The organism is Rhodococcus sp. WS1 (assembly GCF_003797745.1).
Taxonomy (GTDB): Bacteria; Actinomycetota; Actinomycetes; order Mycobacteriales; family Mycobacteriaceae; genus Rhodococcus_F; species Rhodococcus_F erythropolis.
In genome coordinates, this window is sequence record NZ_RKLZ01000002.1 from 1,007,083 (window position 1) to 1,025,277 (window position 18,195).

General features: G+C 61.7%; 20 protein-coding genes. 10 read left to right on the top strand and 10 right to left on the bottom strand.

Annotated elements, in window-relative coordinates; translation table 11 throughout:
* Positions 1-20: 20 nt before the first annotated feature.
* Entirely contained in the window at positions 21-1,313 is a 1,293-nt protein-coding gene (locus EEB12_RS17200; RefSeq protein ID WP_020971204.1) for an MFS transporter, read from the top strand.
* Here EEB12_RS17200 and EEB12_RS17205 read toward each other — a convergent pair.
* A complete protein-coding gene (locus EEB12_RS17205) occupies positions 1,288-2,301 on the bottom strand; it encodes an ABC transporter substrate-binding protein (RefSeq protein WP_225989364.1) in 1,014 nt (337 codons plus the stop codon). The two genes, EEB12_RS17200 and EEB12_RS17205, sit on opposite strands and share 26 nt — an antisense overlap.
* Before the next feature lie 88 nt (positions 2,302-2,389).
* Between EEB12_RS17205 and EEB12_RS17210 the strand changes: the two genes are divergently transcribed.
* Both EEB12_RS17210 and EEB12_RS17215 read left to right on the top strand, forming a co-directional pair.
* A complete protein-coding gene (locus EEB12_RS17210; protein ID WP_141488200.1) occupies positions 2,390-3,217 on the top strand; it encodes a transglutaminase-like domain-containing protein in 828 nt (275 codons plus the stop codon).
* Positions 3,218-3,229: 12 nt separating this feature from the next.
* A complete protein-coding gene (locus EEB12_RS17215; protein WP_141488201.1) occupies positions 3,230-4,030 on the top strand; it encodes a 2-phosphosulfolactate phosphatase in 801 nt (266 codons plus the stop codon).
* Here the strand turns inward: EEB12_RS17215 and EEB12_RS17220 are convergent.
* From EEB12_RS17220 to EEB12_RS17235, 4 genes are all read right to left on the bottom strand, one after another.
* A complete protein-coding gene (locus EEB12_RS17220) occupies positions 3,985-4,776 on the bottom strand; it encodes an ABC transporter permease (protein WP_019745861.1) in 792 nt (263 codons plus the stop codon). The two genes, EEB12_RS17215 and EEB12_RS17220, sit on opposite strands and share 46 nt — an antisense overlap.
* Entirely contained in the window at positions 4,773-5,714 is a 942-nt protein-coding gene (locus EEB12_RS17225) for an ATP-binding cassette domain-containing protein (protein ID WP_141488202.1), read from the bottom strand. The genes EEB12_RS17220 and EEB12_RS17225 overlap by 4 nt, the downstream gene beginning before the upstream one ends.
* A 14-nt stretch (positions 5,715-5,728) precedes the next feature.
* Positions 5,729-6,604, bottom strand: coding sequence for a DUF4097 family beta strand repeat-containing protein (locus EEB12_RS17230; RefSeq protein ID WP_020909560.1), 876 nt, complete (start codon positions 6,602-6,604; stop codon positions 5,729-5,731).
* Positions 6,605-6,669: 65 nt separating this feature from the next.
* A complete protein-coding gene (locus EEB12_RS17235; protein ID WP_029256566.1) occupies positions 6,670-7,185 on the bottom strand; it encodes a toxin-antitoxin system HicB family antitoxin in 516 nt (171 codons plus the stop codon).
* Positions 7,186-7,316: 131 nt separating this feature from the next.
* On the opposite strand from EEB12_RS17235, the gene EEB12_RS17240 reads away from it, so the two are divergent.
* A complete protein-coding gene (locus EEB12_RS17240; RefSeq protein WP_021345932.1) occupies positions 7,317-7,913 on the top strand; it encodes a CHAP domain-containing protein in 597 nt (198 codons plus the stop codon).
* Here the strand turns inward: EEB12_RS17240 and EEB12_RS17245 are convergent.
* A complete protein-coding gene (locus EEB12_RS17245; protein WP_141488203.1) occupies positions 7,904-8,668 on the bottom strand; it encodes an acyl-[acyl-carrier-protein] thioesterase in 765 nt (254 codons plus the stop codon). The two genes, EEB12_RS17240 and EEB12_RS17245, sit on opposite strands and share 10 nt — an antisense overlap.
* A 128-nt stretch (positions 8,669-8,796) precedes the next feature.
* Between EEB12_RS17245 and EEB12_RS17250 the strand changes: the two genes are divergently transcribed.
* Both EEB12_RS17250 and EEB12_RS17255 read left to right on the top strand, forming a co-directional pair.
* On the top strand, positions 8,797-9,141 hold the full coding sequence (locus EEB12_RS17250; protein ID WP_020909557.1) for an ArsR/SmtB family transcription factor: 345 nt from the start codon (positions 8,797-8,799) through the stop codon (positions 9,139-9,141).
* On the top strand, positions 9,132-9,812 hold the full coding sequence (locus tag EEB12_RS17255; RefSeq protein WP_021333365.1) for a cation transporter: 681 nt from the start codon (positions 9,132-9,134) through the stop codon (positions 9,810-9,812). The genes EEB12_RS17250 and EEB12_RS17255 overlap by 10 nt, the downstream gene beginning before the upstream one ends.
* Before the next feature lie 54 nt (positions 9,813-9,866).
* On the opposite strand, the gene EEB12_RS30870 is transcribed toward EEB12_RS17255, so the two are convergent.
* Positions 9,867-10,340: an SRPBCC family protein gene (locus tag EEB12_RS30870; RefSeq protein WP_258537276.1), complete on the bottom strand. Its 474-nt coding sequence runs from the start codon at positions 10,338-10,340 to the stop codon at positions 9,867-9,869.
* Positions 10,341-10,485: 145 nt separating this feature from the next.
* Here EEB12_RS30870 and EEB12_RS17265 point away from each other — a divergent pair, with 145 nt between their 5' ends.
* Positions 10,486-10,902, top strand: coding sequence for a hypothetical protein (locus EEB12_RS17265; RefSeq protein ID WP_020909554.1), 417 nt, complete (start codon positions 10,486-10,488; stop codon positions 10,900-10,902).
* Positions 10,903-11,028: 126 nt separating this feature from the next.
* On the opposite strand, the gene EEB12_RS17270 is transcribed toward EEB12_RS17265, so the two are convergent.
* Complete coding sequence (locus EEB12_RS17270; protein WP_078377385.1) at positions 11,029-11,241, bottom strand: hypothetical protein; 213 nt, start codon at positions 11,239-11,241, stop codon at positions 11,029-11,031.
* A gap of 257 nt (positions 11,242-11,498) precedes the next feature.
* On the opposite strand from EEB12_RS17270, the gene EEB12_RS17275 reads away from it, so the two are divergent.
* From EEB12_RS17275 to EEB12_RS17285, 3 genes are read left to right on the top strand one after another with little or no spacing between them, the layout of a single operon-like run.
* Positions 11,499-12,158 (top strand): GAP family protein, encoded by a 660-nt coding sequence (locus tag EEB12_RS17275; protein ID WP_020971194.1) that lies wholly within the window; start codon positions 11,499-11,501, stop codon positions 12,156-12,158.
* A 15-nt stretch (positions 12,159-12,173) separates the two neighbouring features.
* A complete protein-coding gene (locus EEB12_RS17280) occupies positions 12,174-12,887 on the top strand; it encodes a GAP family protein (RefSeq protein ID WP_019745851.1) in 714 nt (237 codons plus the stop codon).
* A complete protein-coding gene (locus EEB12_RS17285) occupies positions 12,884-14,584 on the top strand; it encodes a SulP family inorganic anion transporter (protein WP_141488205.1) in 1,701 nt (566 codons plus the stop codon). The genes EEB12_RS17280 and EEB12_RS17285 overlap by 4 nt, the downstream gene beginning before the upstream one ends.
* Here the strand turns inward: EEB12_RS17285 and EEB12_RS17290 are convergent.
* Both EEB12_RS17290 and EEB12_RS17295 read right to left on the bottom strand, forming a co-directional pair.
* A complete protein-coding gene (locus tag EEB12_RS17290) occupies positions 14,576-15,397 on the bottom strand; it encodes a hypothetical protein (RefSeq protein ID WP_020909552.1) in 822 nt (273 codons plus the stop codon). The two genes, EEB12_RS17285 and EEB12_RS17290, sit on opposite strands and share 9 nt — an antisense overlap.
* A 14-nt stretch (positions 15,398-15,411) precedes the next feature.
* Positions 15,412-18,126 carry a LuxR C-terminal-related transcriptional regulator gene (locus EEB12_RS17295; RefSeq protein ID WP_141488206.1) on the bottom strand — a complete coding sequence of 905 codons (2,715 nt, stop codon included), beginning with the start codon at positions 18,124-18,126 and terminating at the stop codon, positions 15,412-15,414.
* Positions 18,127-18,195 lie beyond the last annotated feature (69 nt).

Here is an 18,195-nt window from a genome sequence, read left to right on the forward strand (position 1 = left end):
CGGGCAATAGTCTTCTGGTCGTGGTACTCAGTGAGCGTTTTCCCGGTAACAAGACCTTCGCGAAGGTTCGTGTCCTGCCGCCGGTGGTGAAGTTGCTCCTTCTTTCGATGGTGCTGTTCAACATCGGGTTCTATCTGGTTGTCCCCTTTCTCGCGGTGCACCTTTCGGAGGACCTCGGATTCGCGGCCTGGATTGTCGGCCTGGTCCTCGGACTCCGGATGTTCAGTCAGCAGGGCATGTTCTTCATCGGTGGAAGCCTCGCCGACAGGTTCGGCAAGCGTCCGATCATTCTGCTGGGCATCGCAGTTCGCGTGGTCGGTTTCCTGATGCTCGGATTGGCCGAGAGTATGGCGGCGGTGATCGTCGGTGTGCTTCTGGTCGGGTTCGCCGCGGCTCTGTTCGCACCCGCAGTGGAGTCGGCCAACGCCGAATATGGACGCGAACTCGAAACCTCAGGAGTCATGCGTCGTACGGATCTGTTTGCAGTGGAACAAATGTGCAGTCGTCTGGGAACCGTGATCGGTCCGGCATTGGGTGCTGCTCTGTTGATGTTTCCGTTCTCGTGGACGGCGTCGAGCGCGGCGTTGCTGTTCGCGATCATGTGGGTCGGGTTCTTCATCTGGTTCCCGCGGCCGGGCGATGCCCACGACGGCCCGGTGTCGACCTATACGCTGCGCGACGTCTGGCGAAGCGTGCTGACCAACAACAACTTTCTGCTCTTCGCGACGCTCTGCAGTTTTCAGCTGGTTGCGTACAGCCAGCTGTACCTGATGCTGCCGGAACAGCTAGAGCGCGGTATCGGTTCACAGTCGGCGCTGGGATGGTTCTACGTGGGCGCAGCGGTGTTGGTGATCGTCGGACAGGGGCCGACGGTCGCGGTTGCCCACCGCATCGGGCATCGACGCGCGATCACCTTCGGGCTTGTGCTCATTTCGGTGTCGTTCCTGGTTCCGCTGGTCACCGGCGTCGACTCCGCAGTTTCGGCGTCGACGCAGATAGTCGGTCTGGCGGTGTGGATCGGGCTGCTGCACCTGGGACAGATGTTGATGGTGCCGCCGATGCGAGACACCATTGCCATCCTCGGTCGTGAAAGCAACCTCGGAGCGCACTTCGGCATGCTCAACACGATCGGCGGTCTGCTCGCGCTCCTGGGAACCGTGGGAGTCGGATTCGTGTACGACCTAGTCGACAACGGCCACGCAGCGCCGGCGTCACCATGGGTGATCGTTTCGGTCTGCGTGGCCGTGTCGGCTGTGGTGTTGTGGGTGTGGTCCGGTCGAACGAAGGTTATCGACCCGCGATCGTCTGATTGATCTTTGCTACAAAATCTTCCAGCACAAACGGAATGGTGAGCGGGTTCGGCATGGACACCGCGTCACTGACGATGGGGTCCAAGCTGATCAGGCCGCCGGTCTTGACCACGTTCAAATTGGTGAACGCCGGCTGCGTCTCCATCTCGGGGCGAGCCTTTTCGTAGTTGTCGAAGAGCAGGTAGTCGCACTCGAGGAGGTCGTAGTTCTCGGCGGAGATCTCGTAGTTCAGCTTGCCCGCGAACCGATCCTTCAATGCGGCAGGAGCCGTGAATCCCAATTGCGTGAGCAACTGAGCGCGCGCTGCCTCAGGGCTGAACGCCCGCAGATTTCCGTCGCTCCAGCGAATGACGAGAGCTGCTGTCTTGCCTTCGAACTGGGGGTTCTCCGCGCGGGTGCGAACAATGAGGTCTTCGACTTCCTGGACCTCCTGCTTTGCCTGCGCGGGAACGCCCACAGCCGTACCGATGCGGGTCGTGACTTCCTGCCAGGGCAGAACCCAATCCGTCTGATCGGCGGCGTGAAGCACGGTCGGCGCGATGGCGCTGAGCTGCTTGTACAGATCCTCGTCGATCGCGTTGTTGACGGCGATGATCAGGTCAGGCGCTGCGGCCACGATCGTTTCGATGTCGAAATCGGTGGTGGCGTTGGCCAATGGTGTCGGCTCGGCGCCCTGGACTGCCGAGTCGGCCCAGACGCCGATTCCGTCGTCGGTCGATCCCTTCCACACCGGGACCAGGACGGGCGTGAGCCCGAGGGAAAGCAGAACGTCTGCGTCGCCGATACCGACCGCTGCGATGCGGCTGGGTGCCTGCCCGATGGTGGTGGAGCCGAACTTGTGGTCGATCGTCACAGGGAAGGCGTTGGCCTCGGCGTGAGCACCTTCGGTGCCGGGAGTGGATTCGTCCTTCGCGCTGTCGCCGCAGGCAGCAAGGGCAAAACCTGCTGCTGTTGCGAAGGTGACGGACAGCATGGCACGGCGGCTCAACATTGGGTTCACAGCAACCTCGGGTTTCATGGTTATGGGACCCTAACCATAGTGGAGCGGCAGTGTCGGCAGTGTTTGTTAGTCTCCGCCCATGACGGCGGTTCTCGACTACACATCAGCAGGACCGTTCACCCGCATCGACGGAGTGGACCCGCTCGCCCTCGAGTCGCTCCCCACCGACCCCGTGCAAATATGCCGGGTAGTGCCGTACCTGGTGGTCCAACCCACCGATGCACGGTCGCTGAATCTGCCTGCCGACCGATTCGACGAAAACCAGATCCGGCCGGCAAGCGTTCTGCTCCAACGCTTGCTTGCGCTCGATCCGGCACCGGTGACCTCCGCCCGAGAACCCGACAAGCGGCTCGTCGGAACCTGTCGGCACTTTGCTGTTTTGAGTTGTGCGTTTCTGCGCCACCGCGGAATTGCCGCTCGCGTCCGCTGTGGTTTTGCCACCTACTTTCAACCGGGACAGGGCGTGGACCACTGGATCACCGAGTACTGGGACGACGCCGGCAAGCGGTGGATCCGCATCGACTCGGAGATCCTCGGACAGAACGTCCTTCCTCACGCCCATAACCTGCAGCCGGGAGAATTCCTCAGTGGTGGTGAGGCGTGGCTGGCGTATCGACGCGGCGAGATCGACGGGTCCCAGTTCGGGGTGTACGGCACCCAGAACTGGGGGCCTGCCGAGATCCGCGGCAACGCAGTGAAGGATCTTGCCGCGATGAACAAGGTCGAAACCCTGCCGTGGGACGAGTGGGGTCGTATGACGGACGCCTACGACGGAAAGACCGGCGCCGACTACGACCTACTGCTCGACGATATAGCCGAGGTGTGCGCCGGCGACGATCCAGTTGCCGTGCGAGCGCTGTACGAGCACGAGGATTTGTGCGTGCCGGACAAGCTGATTCGTTTCTGAGATGCTGGTGCGATGAATCCGGAGCATCGCCAACTCGAGTGCGGACTTCGATTCGACTGGGGCCTGCGCGGCGCCGAAGCAATTGCTGTCGGCGTCGATGTGGCAGTGGTGGTAGACGTCCTCTCGTTCACGACGACGCTGAGCGTCGCCGCCGACGCGGGAATCGACGTACTTCCCTATTCCTGGAACGACGAGAGTGCGGTCGATTACGCGCGTGATGCCGATGCGGTTCTTGCAGTACGACGAAGTGTGGCCAGGGAGGGGCAGATCAGTCTGTCTCCCAGGACGATTCGCGAGTCCGAGGTGCCGAGTCGGCTGGTACTGCCGTCGCCGAACGGGTCGACTATCGCGTTTGCGTTGGCGTTGGCGTCCCAGGTTGCGGTGTGTGTCGGCGCTTCATTGAGGAACGCTTCCGCCGTCGCTGATTGGATTGTGTACGAACATGGTCCGGGATCGCGGGTTGCGATAGTCGCATCCGGGGAGAAGTGGCCCGGTGGAGAGTTGCGTCCTGCAGTGGAGGATCTGTGGGGCGCCGGCGGGGTTGTCACGGCGTTGACCGCGGCTGGTTGGGAAGGTTCCCTGTCGCCCGAGGCACAGATGGCGGCGGATGCCTGGACAGCGGTGTCGGATTCGTACGAGGACCGCCTGCGGGACTGTGCCTCAGGACGCGAGTTGATCGTCATGGGGTTTCCACACGACGTCGCCATCGCCTCGGAACTCGACGACAGCGACACCGTACCTGTTCTCGAAGATCGTGTGTTTCGAGGTCAGCGCACCGGGCGTCGATTGAACAAACTCCGCGCCCAGAGGTAGGAGAGGAAGGTGATTGCGACGCACCATCCGATCGCGAGTATGGCGTTGTTCCCGATCGCTTCGCCGAGAAGAAGTCCTCGAAGAGTCTCGATGATCGGAGTGAACGGCTGATACTCGGCAAACCATCGCAACACGGTCGGCATCGAGTCGGTGGGAACAAATCCGCTTCCCAGGAAAGGCAAGAGGATCAACACCATTGGAAGATTACTGGCCGTCTCGACGCTCTTGCTGACGAGGCCGAAGGCAACGGACAACCAGATCATCGCGATGGAGACCAGGATGAGGAGAGCAAACGCGGCGACCCACTCCACGAAGCCTGCAGTAGGCCGGAAGCCGACGGCTATCGCCACGGCGATGACTACAACGAGGCTCACGATCGTCTGAAGGAGACTGCCGAGAACGTGACCGGTCAGGACGGACGTGCGCGTGATCGCCATCGTGCGGAATCGTGCAATGATCCCCGCGGTCATATCGGTTGCGACGGAGATGGCAGTACCTTGTGCCGCTGATGCCACAGTCATCAGAATAATCGCCGGTGCAACGTAATTGACATACTCGGCTCGGCCGCCACCACCTGGGCCGAGGCCGTTCCCGAGCGTTCCGCCGAGCACGTAGACGAACAGCAGCAGGAAGACGACTGGCATCCCGACAAGCATCACCGTCATCGACGGATATCGAAGGATGTGTCGAATGCTGCGACGCAGCATGGTTTTCGAGTCCTGATAGGCAAGCGTCATGGTGGTCATCGCGCGTCGGTCCTTTCGGTGGCGGTCAGAGTCAGGAACACGTCGTCCAGGTCCGGTGAGTGCACGGAGAGTTCCTTGACGTCGATCGAGTGAGCGTCGAGTTGGTCGAGAAGAGAGCGCAGCGAGCGGACACCGCCGTCGCTGGGAACCTGCAGGACATAGGCGGCATCGTCACGGGTAGACTCGTCGAAAACAGCAGCAGCAGAGTCGAGTTGGTCTCGGTCGATGAAGTGAAGACGAATGTGGCCGCCGGGAATGCGTCGTTTGAGTTCCGCTGCCGTACCTTGGGCGACTATCCGTCCCTGATCGAGGACGGCGATGTGGTCGGCCAGTTGATCGGCTTCCTCGAGGTACTGCGTCGTGAGGAAGATGGTGACACCGCCCTTGACCAACTCCCGGATGATCTGCCACATGGTGCGTCGACTCCGGGGATCGAGGCCGGTGGTGGGCTCGTCCAGGAAGATGATCTCCGGTCGTCCGATCAACGTCATTGCCAGGTCGAGCCGTCGGCGCATTCCGCCCGAGTACGTCGACGCGAGTTTGTCCGCGGAGCCCTGCAGATCGAACTTCTCCAGGAGTTCGTCAGTGCGAGTGCGGCGTTCGTCCTTGCCGAGGTGGTGAAGATCGGCCATGAGGAGAAGGTTTTCCTCGCCGGACAGGTAGTCGTCTACCGCCGAGAACTGTCCGGTGACACCGATACGCGAACGCACCGCGTCAGGATCGTCGGAAGGGTTGTACCCGGCGATGCGGATGTCGCCGCCGTCTGCGGGAACGAGGGTCGAGAGGATTTCCACGATGGTGGTCTTGCCGGCGCCGTTGGGGCCGAGGAGTGCAAAGACGGTTCCGCGGTCGACGGAGATGTCGATTCCGTCCAGTACCGTCTTGTCGTCGTAGGCCTTCTTCAGGCCCGTCGCGGTGATGGCTGGTTTACGGGACATCAGCGTTCCTTTCGCTAGATCTTCTTGTTGGATTCTTCTCGGGGCTCCGAACGTCGAATGACGATGTCGCCGTAACTAGTTTGTGCCCGGACGTCTACCCGGCGTTCAGTGGAAGCCGGACCGTGCGTGGCATTCATCTGGTTGTCGACGCGGCCGAAGGACGTATGCGCGTCGAATCGTGCGGCGGTTCCGGATCGAACGCCGATATGGATTCGCCCGGCGGCCGTCTTGGCGGATACGACTCCACTCTCGATGGTCTCGAAACGGATGTCGCCGTTGGCGGTTGCGGCACTCGCGTCGGATTCGGCGTGTTCGACGGCGACGCTTCCGTTGGCGGTCTTCGCCTTCAGCGCGCCGGTGATCGTGCCGATGTTGATGTCGCCGTTGGAATTCTTGACCTCCGCGTTGCCGTCGACGCGGCCGATGCGGATGCTTCCGGACCCGGTGCTCGTGTCGATGTCACCGGCCACATGCTCGACGATGATCGCTCCGGCGCCGGTGCTGACGTTGAGCGGTCCGGTCGTGTCCAGTGTGCAATCTCCGGCCGAGACCTTCACGCGTGAGCGTCCGAGAGTGCCTTCGGCGCGCAGGCTGGCAACTGCTGCAGTGCCTTCGAGTTCCGAGCCGGAGGGAAGCTGAACGGCAATGTCGACAGATCCTGTCTTCCCGAAAATGCCGAGACCGCGCTGTTTCGGAGTCTTGATCTGTAGCCGGCCACCTGCGAATTCGACGCGCGTTTGTTCGGCGACTCGAACGTCTACCTCGCGAGACGAGTTGCTGGGCAACACTTCCACGACAGTGTCGTTGCGGCTGCTCGCAGCGATCCGGATGTGTCCGACTGCCACGTCGAAGTTCAAGGTGATGGGGTCAGGTGTGCTGAATGTAGGCATGGTGATACTCCCGATGAGGTTGTCTCGGTTGGTGATAGAGGGTCGTGCGAAAGGTGAAGCCGGTGTCAGTGCACCCAGCCGCTGAAGCTCTCGGAGCCTTGGGACGTGCGCTGTCTCGGAGTGCTTCTGCTCATGCCGCCTTCCAGCGCAGTTGCAGCCGAGCGAACCAGCCACGCGTTCACGGAGATCCCGGCTTCCTTGGCCGCCGCCTCGATCCGGTCTTTGAGGTCTTGCCCCAGCCTCAGGTTGATTCGAGTCATCGAGGCGTCGTCGGACTCCGTGACGGGGCGCGGAGCCGGAGTCGGTTCCTCTTCGGCGGGGGCCGGAGCCGGTTCGCTGATGGCTGGTGCCACCACGAATTCGGGTTCGCGTCCCCGTAGGCGCAGGTCCACCGAGCCCGGGGCGAGGTCACGCGTGATCTCGGCGGCTGCCGCAGACAATGCGTCGAGAAGGGTGAGTCGCACTGCTGATTCCAGCGGTGCGGTCAAACGATCGGCGAGGGCCTTTGCGTCTTCTCCGCCTGCTTCGGCCGCCACCGCGAGTTCGTGGCGAAGGTTGTCTACGTACGGTGTCAAGTCCATGGCATCACTATGGCACCACTTTGGTGCCATAGCAATAGTTTGGTGGCACATTCGTGTGAGTTTGATGAGAAGTGCCAGGTCATCGGGGTGGTTGGCGTTTCGATTCTCGGCAGGCTGGCACACTCGTAAGGGTGAGTCCTGCCGAACCCAACCGTCGCCGCCGTATCTTGCTCTGGATTGCCGGGGTGCTCGGCGTCGTGATCGTGGTCGGGGCGGTTGTCGTCGCGGTCGCGCCTTCGCGGTATCTGCCCTGGGACACTGCCGAGTTCCCGACGGTCGACGCCAGTTCGGTGACTGCGGACCAGGCTCGAGTGCTCGAACTGCTGCAATCCGAGCATGAGCGGGACCGTCCGGGCACTTTCTATTCCGACGGTATCGACGAAGAATGGTGCGCCGATTTTGTCAGCTGGATAATGAGGGAAGCGGGTCGACCGTTGTCGAACCCGAACTCCGGAAGCTGGCGTATCCCGGGGGTGTACACCTTGCAGGAGTACTACCAGGGGATCGGCGCGTACGCCGAGAACGGCAGCGGGTACACCCCGAGCGTGGGTGATGTGGTGATCTACGACAGTTCGAGATGGGTAGGTCAGCACACCAACATCGTTGTGGCAGTGGACGGTGACTCGGCGATCACGGTCGGCGGCAACGAGTTCGGCAAGGTGCGGGTCCATGATCTTCACTGGCAATCCGACTCCGCCGTCGTGGGGTTCGGAAAACTTCACCCCTGATCGCTGTGGTTCGAGGTCAGGGCAAACCATCGAGCGGATGCACGTGCCTCGCCGCCGGCGTCGATGTGCAGCGTGTTCGTGCCGGTTCGCACGCTCACCTGCTCACCTCTCTTGACGGGCTGGGTGTACTCGAGGATCGCGCGAAAGGGTTCGCTTCGTAGTTTTTCGGGCAGTGCATCTTCCACGGGTTGCCAATAGATCGCGTTGTTCACGTGATCGAAAGGGTCGAAATCGCTCGAGCGCAACGGGAATGGAGAATCCGCCTGATTGTCGGTGTCGGGGTCGATCCACCGACGCCAGTGAAGATGCTCGTCCACGGCCGTCGATGCCAGGGCAGCGGTGAACTTTTCACTGATGGTTGCCGGCATTCCGGTTTTCGGGTCGATGTTGATCCAGAATGCCTCGGTCTCGATCAATCCACCGCTGTCGGACCTGATCCGAACCCGCATCGAACACCACTTGCTGGAGAGTCCGGAACACCAGCGCTGCAGATGAACTCGATCCGGCCAGATGACGGGTTCGAGTACGTCGATCACCGTCCTTCGCACCATCCACAGCGGGTGTGTATCCATGGCGCCGCGGTCGACGAGATTGTCGAAGCCCGCGTCTTGGAGGTAGCGCGCGATCGCGTCGAGGCGCAGTTGCTTGTCGGTGTGGATGTCGCCCGTACGCACTGGCCAGGAGACCTGGAAGATGCTTCCGGTTGTCGGTAGTTCGGCCATCGCTACGTGATCGTCGACTTTTGTACGGTTCATCGGATGTGGACTCCCGGTGTTCGCTTACCCGGTCGGGTGGCTTCACGCTTGCGTTACCCGATGGAGCGATCTTGAACCATCTGAGTTCACTGTTTTCTGAATACAGATTTCGATGTACTGTCGTGCGTATGGATGTCGAGGGCGTAGATGTGGTGACCAACGTGGCGGTGCTTGCGAGGTTCGGGCATGCCTTGTCCGACGAGACTCGGACACGGATACTGCTCGAACTGAAAACTGCCCCTCGGTACCCGTCCGACCTCGCTGAAACACTGGCTGTGACCAGGCAGAAGCTGTCCAATCATCTGGCTTGTCTGCGCGGGTGTGGCTTGGTAGTGGCCGTCCCGGAAGGGCGCCGGACCAGATACGAACTCGCCGACGCACATATCGGTCAGGCCCTCGACGACCTGCTCGGGGTCGTACTCGCGGTGGATCCGTCGTACTGCCCGGACAGTGAATCAGAAGGATGCTGCTGATGGTTGCGCCCGTTGACGGTGGCGGCCTCTCGACTGCCCGGCGTGCGCTCTTGTCGAGACGAATTCGCATCTTCGTGGCGATCACGATCAGCTACAACGTCGTCGAAGCGATCATCGCGCTGGCGGAGGGCACACGGGTGTCGTCCGCAGCACTGTTCGGTTTCGGCCTCGATTCGGTGATCGAAGTGTCCTCGGCGGCAGCGGTTGCCTGGCAGTTCTCGGCTCCGGATCCGACGAGCCGTGAGAAGACGGCACTGCGAGTGATCGCATTCTCGTTCTTCGGGCTCGCTGCGTACGTCTCGTTCGACGCGATTCGGTCGCTGTTCGGTCTGGGTGAAGCGCAGCACACGAGCGTCGGAATAGTATTGGCTGCAGTGAGTTTGGCGATCATGCCGGCCCTGTCCTATGCGCAACGCCGAGCAGGTAGGGAGTTGGGGTCGCTTTCGGCGGTCGCGGATTCGAAGCAGACGCTGCTCTGCACCTACCTTTCTGCGGTCTTGCTGGTCGGTTTGCTGCTCAACTCGGTGCTCGGCTGGTCGTGGGCGGACCCGATTGCGGCACTGGTGATCGCCGTCATCGCCGTGAAGGAAGGCATCAACGCGTGGAAGGGTGATCCGTGCTGCCCGGTTGTGACGGTGCCCGAGAGCGGTGACGAGTGCGACTGCTGCTGAGTGAGCACAGGTCCAGTTGAGTGAACACCGTCTGCAGCGCGTCGGAGAGGGTGCTCACTCGGTGAAAGGGGTGCCAGCTTCTGCGCGGGTCTTGATGTGCGCCGCGCGTTGCTCGAGAAGACGGCGCAGATACGGGCTGACAGCCAACCTCAGTGCCAGGTGTCCGAGCGCGCCGAAAGGGGCCGTAACCGTGAAGCGGTCATGCATCCGCGTCCACCCACCCGGCTGATCGTCGAAGACGTGCTCGTGTTGCATCGCGGCAAACGGGCCGCGGACCTGCTCGTCTGTGAACGAGTACGGACGGTTGTACTGCGTGATTCGGCTTGTCATCGAGAATCTCCACCCGAAATGCCGAGCAGTGAACGACACCTCGTCGCCCTCTCCCAGCGTCGATCCACCCGTACTGGTGACTGCCACCTCATCTGTTGCGTGGAGCGAGGCGGAGTGTTCGTCCATGTCGAGTTCGAGATCGAAGATCACTGCCGGTGGAGCGTAGATATCGGTGATCACGACCACGGTGTGTTGCACAGTGCCAGTTTGCCAATGTTGGTTTGCGATGCCGACAAGCGGGTACGGGTCGGTGACCTGCGGTTCATCCGCGACGGGTGATGTTTTCGCTTTCCAGGCCCTCGAGACTGAGTATGGGAAGTGCATTCTGTCGAAAGGAACGCTGATGACTGCTCCACCGCGGGAACCCGCGAATCACCCTGTCCGGCAGGGTTTCGCGGTAGGTACGACGTTTGCAGCAGCAATTCTGCTGCTCACCGCAGGCATTGTCGCTCTGCTTCAGGGCATTGCGGCGGTCGCCGACAACAATCTGTTTGTCGTGGGTATCAACTACACGTACAAGTTCGACATCACGACGTGGGGCTGGATCCACATCATCTTGGGCATCATCGGAATCGTGGTGGCTCTCGGCCTCTTCACCGGTGCAGTGTGGGCCAGGGCGGCGGCAATAGTTATTGCGTCGCTCTCGATCATCGCCAACTTCTTGTGGATGCCGTACTACCCGCTGTGGTCGATCCTGGTCATCGCGCTCGACGTCGTTGTGATCTGGGCCGTCGCGACCTGGGACACAGACAGAGTCTAGGCGCCGAACAACTCGAGGGCAGTTGGTCCCGACCGAATCGACTCGGTCGGGACCATCGCTCGTGCGCGGGGGACGACCCGACGGATGGCCGGCTCGGATCAGTCGGCTCGGATCATTCTGTTCGGATCAGTCTGGGAGCCTTCGCAGTTCGGCAACGGTCAAGCCGAGGGAATCGAGGCGGGCCATGATGCTTCGCATAGCAGTGTGATCCGCGACGGGCCCGTACAAACTGGTGAATCCGCCGGCGGCACTGGCAACGCTGAGTTCGGGAAACGCCGCTTTGACGCGGTCCGACACTTCGCCGTCGATGAGGAATTGATACCGAGTGGGAGCATTCATCAGTGTCCGCTCCATTTCGTAGGGCCATGAGGTTCGGTCAGTACCGCGTCGAGCCTCGAAATCACGTGTCGTCAGGGGCAATCGGCGTCGCCGCTCGATCCAGGACTCCGTATCCGTGAGATCCAGTCTTGCTCCCAGACGCTCCCGAGGCGTCATCCCCAACGGGTGAATGTCATCGCGGCTCCGTTCATCCCTTTTGTGTGAGGCTGCGAAGGAACGTCAGCCCTAGTGTCGACCGGGAGAGAGAAGAGGTCGGCATGGGATCTGTCATCGGGGATCTTCTACCCTTAGCGGTCGGTGTTGCGGTATCGCCCATCCCGATCATCGCGGCAATCTTGATGTTGTTGTCCAAGCGAGCCGGTAGCACCAGCGTCGGCTTCGCCCTGGGCTGGATACTCGGAATAGTTGTCGCCACTGTGATCTTCGTGCTCCTGTCCAGCAAGCTCGGCGACTCCGAAGGTGATCCCTCTGCGACGGTGTCGTGGATCAAGCTGGCGTTGGGTGTGTTGCTGCTTGCGTTCGGAGTGAAGCAATGGCGTGGCCGCGGTGGCGAGCATGAAACCCCGAAGTGGATGCAAGCCATCGACGACATGACCGCTGCCAAGGGCATCGGCTTGGGCTTCGCGCTGGCAGCGATCAATCCGAAGAATCTGATGATGTGTATCGCGGCTGGAATCTCGATCGGCTCTGCGTCATTGGGCTCCGGCGAAGTAGTCGTCGCGGTCCTGGTTTTCACCGTCATCGCTGCCTCGACAGTGTGCGTGCCCGTGATCGGTTACCTCGTTGCCGCGGAGCGACTGCGCGGTCCGCTGGCCAAGCTGAAGGTGTGGTTGCAGGACAACAACGCCACTGTGATGAGTGTGTTGATCCTGGTTATCGGTGTTGTTCTCATCGGTAAGGGCATCGGCGGTCTCTGACAACGGGAGGTAGTTATGGGATCGCTGCTACTGCAACAGATCCCGCTGGCACTCGGTATCATCATGAGCCCGCTGGCGGTTGTCGCCGTTGTCGCCGTGCTCTTTTCCGAACGAGCGCGTCTCAACAGCATCGCGTATCTGATCGGGTGGTATCTCGGAATAGTTGTCGCCCTGGCCGGGTCGTACATCATCTTGACCGCACTCCAAGTTCATCAGAGAACACACCCACCCCTGTGGGTGCCCATCCTCCACCTCGTCCTCGGCGTGACGTTGCTCGCGGGTGCCTGGTTCGTCTACACGCGTAGTCGGCGCGGAGTACAGGCGATGGCGGCTGCAGTGGCTCCGGGAGATGTTGTCGCGGCGGCCCCTCAACTGCCGAAAATGCTCCAGTCGGTAGAACACTTCCAGCCGATGCGATCGGGTGTGCTCGGGTTCGCGCTGTTCGTTCTCAATCCCATCGACATGTCCTGTGCGATTGCCGCTGCCATGAACTTTCGCCTCAGCACCGTGGCGCCGACGTCGCAGATCGTCTCGGCCGTGATCTTTTCTCTGGTGTCCGTGACCTCGGTCGCCGTGCCTGTCGCCCTTCTCCTGATCAAGAAGGAGGAGGCCACCGAACCGCTGCAGAAGATCCGCACCTGGATAGCCACCAACACGCACTTGCTGAACGTCGGGCTCCTCGTCCTGATCGCGGCGATGCAGATCAGTAAAGGGGTGCAAGGGCTATGAGTGCTCCGCACACACGGACGTGGTGGGTCTTCGGATCACTGTCCGACTATCAGCGAGGCTGGCTTCGCCCAGACATCATCGCGGGCCTCACGGTGTGGGCTGTCCTTGTCCCGGAAGCGCTCGCGTACGCCACCATCGCCGGAGTTCCGCCGGTGGTCGGGCTCTATGCTGCAGTTCCGTCACTGATTCTGTATGCAGCAGCTGGTAGTTCGCGGCATCTGATCGTCGGACCGATGTCGGCCACTGCCGCGTTGTCCGCGGCGATGATCGCGCCACTGGCGTCGGGAGACGACACCAGATTTGTCGCGTTGTCGGTCGGGCTCGCGATCGTGACCGGACTCGTCGGATTGCTCGCAGGATTCATGCGCCTCGGATTCATCGCATCCTTCATCTCCGAGCCGGTTCTCAAGGGATTCATAGTCGGTTTGGCGCTCACGATCATCATCGGTCAAGTACCCAAACTCCTGGGCGTGGACAAGGGCGAGGGGAACTTCTTCGTCCAGGCGTGGACGGTGATCAAGGAACTTGGCGAGGTCGACGGTCCGACGGTGGTCATCGGATTACTCAGCTTGGCAATGGTTCTGGGAGTCAAGCGATGGCTCCCGCTCGTGCCAGGTTCGCTTCTGGTTGTGTTACTGGGGATTACCGCAGTGGCGCTGTTCGGACTCGACGACCGTGGCATCGACATCGTCGGACACATCGATTCGGGCTTGCCGACTATGGGCCTGCCGAGTGGAGTAGGAGCCGAGGACTACCTCGACCTCGTGGCGCCGGCCGTCGGTGTTCTACTCATCGGTTTCGCCGAAGGTCTCGGCGCTGCAAAGACATACGCGGCGAAGGCCGGATACACGATCGACGCCAACCGGGAACTGGTAGGACTGGGGGCCGCCAATCTCGGATCGGGCATCTGCTCGGGAATGGTGGTCAACGGCAGCCTCTCGAAGACGGCTGTCAACGGGGGAGCGGGTGCCAAATCACAGGTCAGCGGGTTGGTGGTCGCCGCATTGACGCTGCTGACACTGCTGTTCCTGACTGGGTTGTTCGAGAAACTACCGGAAGCGACGCTATCGGCGGTGGTGATCGCCGCAGTGATCGAACTAGTGGATTTCTCTTCTCTCGCAGCGCTGTACCGGGTCTGGACGAAGCGATTGGGCAGCATCTACGGGCACGCCGCTCGGGCCGATTTCGCCGCCGCTGTCGCGGCGATGTTCGGAGTTCTCCTGTTCGATACCTTGCCCGGTCTGATCATCGGGATCGTCGTCTCGATGCTGCTGCTCCTGTATCGAGTCTCCAAACCGCACGTGGCCGCTCTGGCCAAGGACGGCACGCGTTGGGTCGACACGAGCAGCCATCCTGATCTGAGGACACTCGACGGCGTCGTGGTGGTCAGGGTCGAATCCGGACTCTTCTTCGCGAATGCCGATCACGTGCGTGATCAGATCACCGGCATGGTGACCACCGGGACCACGACGGTCATCCTCGACGCCGAGACTTCACCGTTCATCGACGTCAGCGCGGCCCAGATGTTGGCTCAGCTTCGAGATTCGTTGGCTCGCAAGAATGTGAGCTTCCGGGTGGCCCGCGACATCGGGCAGTTCCGCGATGTCTTGTCCGGGGCCGACGAGGGTGCGCTGAAGGTCGACGTCTATCCGACCGTCTCGCAGGCACTCGAGGGCCGGGACAACACTTCAGCGTGACGTCCGCAGCCAGATTCCCAGTGGCCCCGCATCTTTTGCGACCGATCCGACGATCGACGACGCGACCACCACGATGGCAGAGAAGATGAACAGCCACCCGATCACGGTGAACATCACGCCGAGAAGGCCGAACTCGTCCTGAGACGTTTTGGTCATCCGCGGCAGGAAAAGAGTGCCGGCCACGTGCAGTCCGGTCAGACCCGTCGCGGTGAGCAAGCCGGACCCGACACACATACGAGTGGTCATGCGATTGGCGGTCAACAGCATGGGCACAGCAGTCCAGACCAGTGCCCACACTGCGTAGACCGCAACAAATTCCAGGAGACTGCCCACTCTCGGAACGGCATTCAGTTCGCGGCACAGCGCAGCACCGACCACTGACGCGGCGACGACGAACACGACCGCGATCCACCGCCATGCCTGGCGAAGTGTCGCTGTCGGCACACTCCAGATTCGTCCGTACATCCGGCCAAGGGCGCGAGCGTAGGACGTGGAACTGATCAACAGCATGAGCAAGCCGACAATGCCGAACGCGGCCGCAGTGGAGGTGTCGGTCATCACGGCGTCGGGGAGCTGCACCCCGAGGTCGTCTCTGGCGACATCGGCCAAGGGCTTCAACTTTTCCAGGGTGGACGCTGCGATCATCACCGGCAGCAAGGACGTGAACGCCTGGGCTGCCAAAGTCATGGCGCTGTCGACGAGTCCGACTTCGAAGACGTCGATCGTCGCGTCGGTAGCCAACCGTCGGCTTGGTGTGCGTCTCGCCCAGACAGTCATTCGATCGCGCGTATCGGAGTACAGCTTCGGGGGCATGGAAGCAGTCTTGCTCAGATGAGTCCGCCGCGACGCGCAGCCTTGAGTGCGTCGCGTCGGTTACTTACTTCCAACTTCCGATAGATCCCGCGTAGATGCGTCTTGATGGTGTTGACGGACAGGAACAGCGTGTCGGCGATCGACTCGGTGGTGTCTCCCGAGGCCAGTTCGCGCAGCACGGTGTATTCGCCCGGTGTGAGGATCGGTGCACTCACCAGCTCTTGTGGACGAATGCGGTTGCGTACCTGTTCGGCAAAAGCCTCCTGATCGCCGAAGTGCCCACTGAACTCGTCGAAGATCGGACGCAGTGACGCGCCGTAGTCGAGGAAAGGTCGCAACAGCCCACCGGTTTCTGCGGCTCGCAGGGCTTTGTGCAGCGAACGAAACGACTTGCGCTCGTGACCGGTGGCAGCGTGGATCCCAGCCTCGAGTGTCCAGGCGTAGACGGTGTGGGCGAGCACAGGCTCTTCGGTGGATCCGAGGGCTTCGGAAACCTCGACGAGTGCTTCTGCGAACTTGTTGGACGAGAAAGCCACGGCAGCTCGCGCCAGGTGTATCTCGGAAGTCTCGCCGAACTGATCAGCCGCATCGCGCACGAGTCGGCCGGCCCATTCCACTTCGCCGACCGACAGGCATGCGTTCACGACCGGTGGGAGTAGGGCAAGAGTCGCCAATGAGAAGGTGCGCAGTGCGATCGCGCTGAGCATCGCATCGCGGACGTCGGCAGCGGTCGACCGTCGATCGGCCGCGTCGCCGAGACTGTGGAGCCCGAACGTGACGACGGTGTGCCACCCGAATGCCGGGACGCTGGCGCCGAGAACATCTGTGCTCCGGTAGTTTCCGATAGTCGGTATGCGGTACGGAAGTTCGCTGGTGGCGCAGAGATATGCAGCGAAGGCCACCACGGACGCGGACAACTCGTACTCCGCCGTCGTTGTGATTCGGTGTTCGACCGCGTAGTCGATGGCGTAGGTGGAGTGTGCCCTCATCGCCTCGATGTCCCCGCTGAGTGAGGCGACGAATCCCAGCCCGGTCAGTGCCTTCAGTACGAATCGCGACCTGCCTCGTAGTGTTCCGAGCGCGACCGCCTGGGTGTATTCGACAGTTGCCCTGTCGAACTCGCGTTTGAGTAGGAGGGCCGTCGCTACCTCGAGGTGAGCGTAGGCTTCGACGTCCGAGTGAGTGCTGTTCTGGCGCCGCACCAGGCGCGAAACCAATGGTTTGTTGTCGGAAGTTGGCGAAGCACAGGAGATTTCCAGACTCATCGCCAGGAACAGTGGCTCGTCCGCAATAGGCGGATGAGTTGCCTCGAGGAGATCGAGGCACGTTGTCGCAGAGGTCATGTCGCCGGAATGGAGGGCGGCCGCAGCCAGGACCAGGCGGGTGATCGGAGATTCGGAGACCTGCGTCGGTGCGGATTCGAGCACTCGGACGACGTCTCCGCTGTGCCCGTCGAGTACGAGGCCCAGTCCGCAGCGCTCGAGAAAAGCGAGGATGCGGCCCGGGTCGCCGATCGACACCTCGAGTTCGAGCGCCTCGAGTTCGAAATGATGACTCTCGAACCAGGTTGCTGCTCGAAGGTGCGCGCGATTTCTCTCCTCGTGATCGACCCGACGGAACTCTGCGCGGAGGTGTTCGAGGAGAAGGGGGTGGTAGCTGAACCACGTGGTGTGGTCAGCGGAGTCGGTCCGCGTCACGGGGAAGTTGTATTGAATCAGAGCGTCGATCTCGGACCGCGCATTCGAATCGGTCAACGTTTCTGCGAGTTGAGCAGAGAACGAATCGACGACGGATGTCCGCAACATGAATGTCGTGACATGCTCAGGCAAGGATGTCAGGACCTCGTCGACGAGGAAGTCGGCGATCGGGCGCGGCGTATGGGTGAACTCGTTCAATGCATCACCGATGTCGCTCCGGCCTGCCAGGAACGCTGCGGTCAGGCGAACAACAGCGCCCCACCCCTTGGTGAAGTTCTCGACGATTGCGAGCTCGTCGTCGCCGAGGGCGATGTCGTATTCGCCGAACATCGCAGTGATCTCGGTGCGGTCGAAGGCGAGATCGGTGGATGCGAAGCGAGTGAGTCGGCCATCGAGCGCGAGACGATGCCAGGTGAGCGGAGGTTCGTATCGAGCAGCGACGATGATCGACAGATTGTCCGGGGTGTGCGTGAGTATCTGGTCGAGAAGACCGATCGACATCGGATCGTGAAGTGTGTGAACGTCGTCGAGGATCAGCGTCGTTCGGCGATCGTGAGCTTCGACGGTTTCCGCGAAGTGCGCGAGCCACTGTTCGACGGGTCGTCTCGATCCCGCCTGTGCCGGGAACCCTTGCCCGGTGGGCGCGCGACCGGCCGGGTCGAGAGGCGTCGAGATGGCCTCGGCGAGGGATTCGCACAGCACCGACACGTTGTTGTCGCGCTCGGCCAACGTCAGCCAGGCGAGGTCCACGTCAGGGGACGCCCGCGAATACTCACGAGCCCAATTCGCCAGCAGCAGGGTCTTTCCCGCCCCGGCCGGTGCAGAAAGCAGCCCGACGGACCCGGGTCCCGAGCCCTCGGTAGTGGTGGACGCGGTGAGTTTCTGGTGCAACCGGGGACGTGGAACCAGTCCCTTGATTGCAGAGGGTGGGTGAAAGCGCCCGCTGACAGGCGCGTCCGACGCGTGAGTGTGCCCGACGCGGTGAGACGCGTCGAGCGTCACTGCAGCGGCATCACGAAATGGGCTGCTCATCCGACTCCTGTTCGACTGGCTGCACTGGACGTGACCGCTGGATCGACATACGTAACGAGTTAGATGATG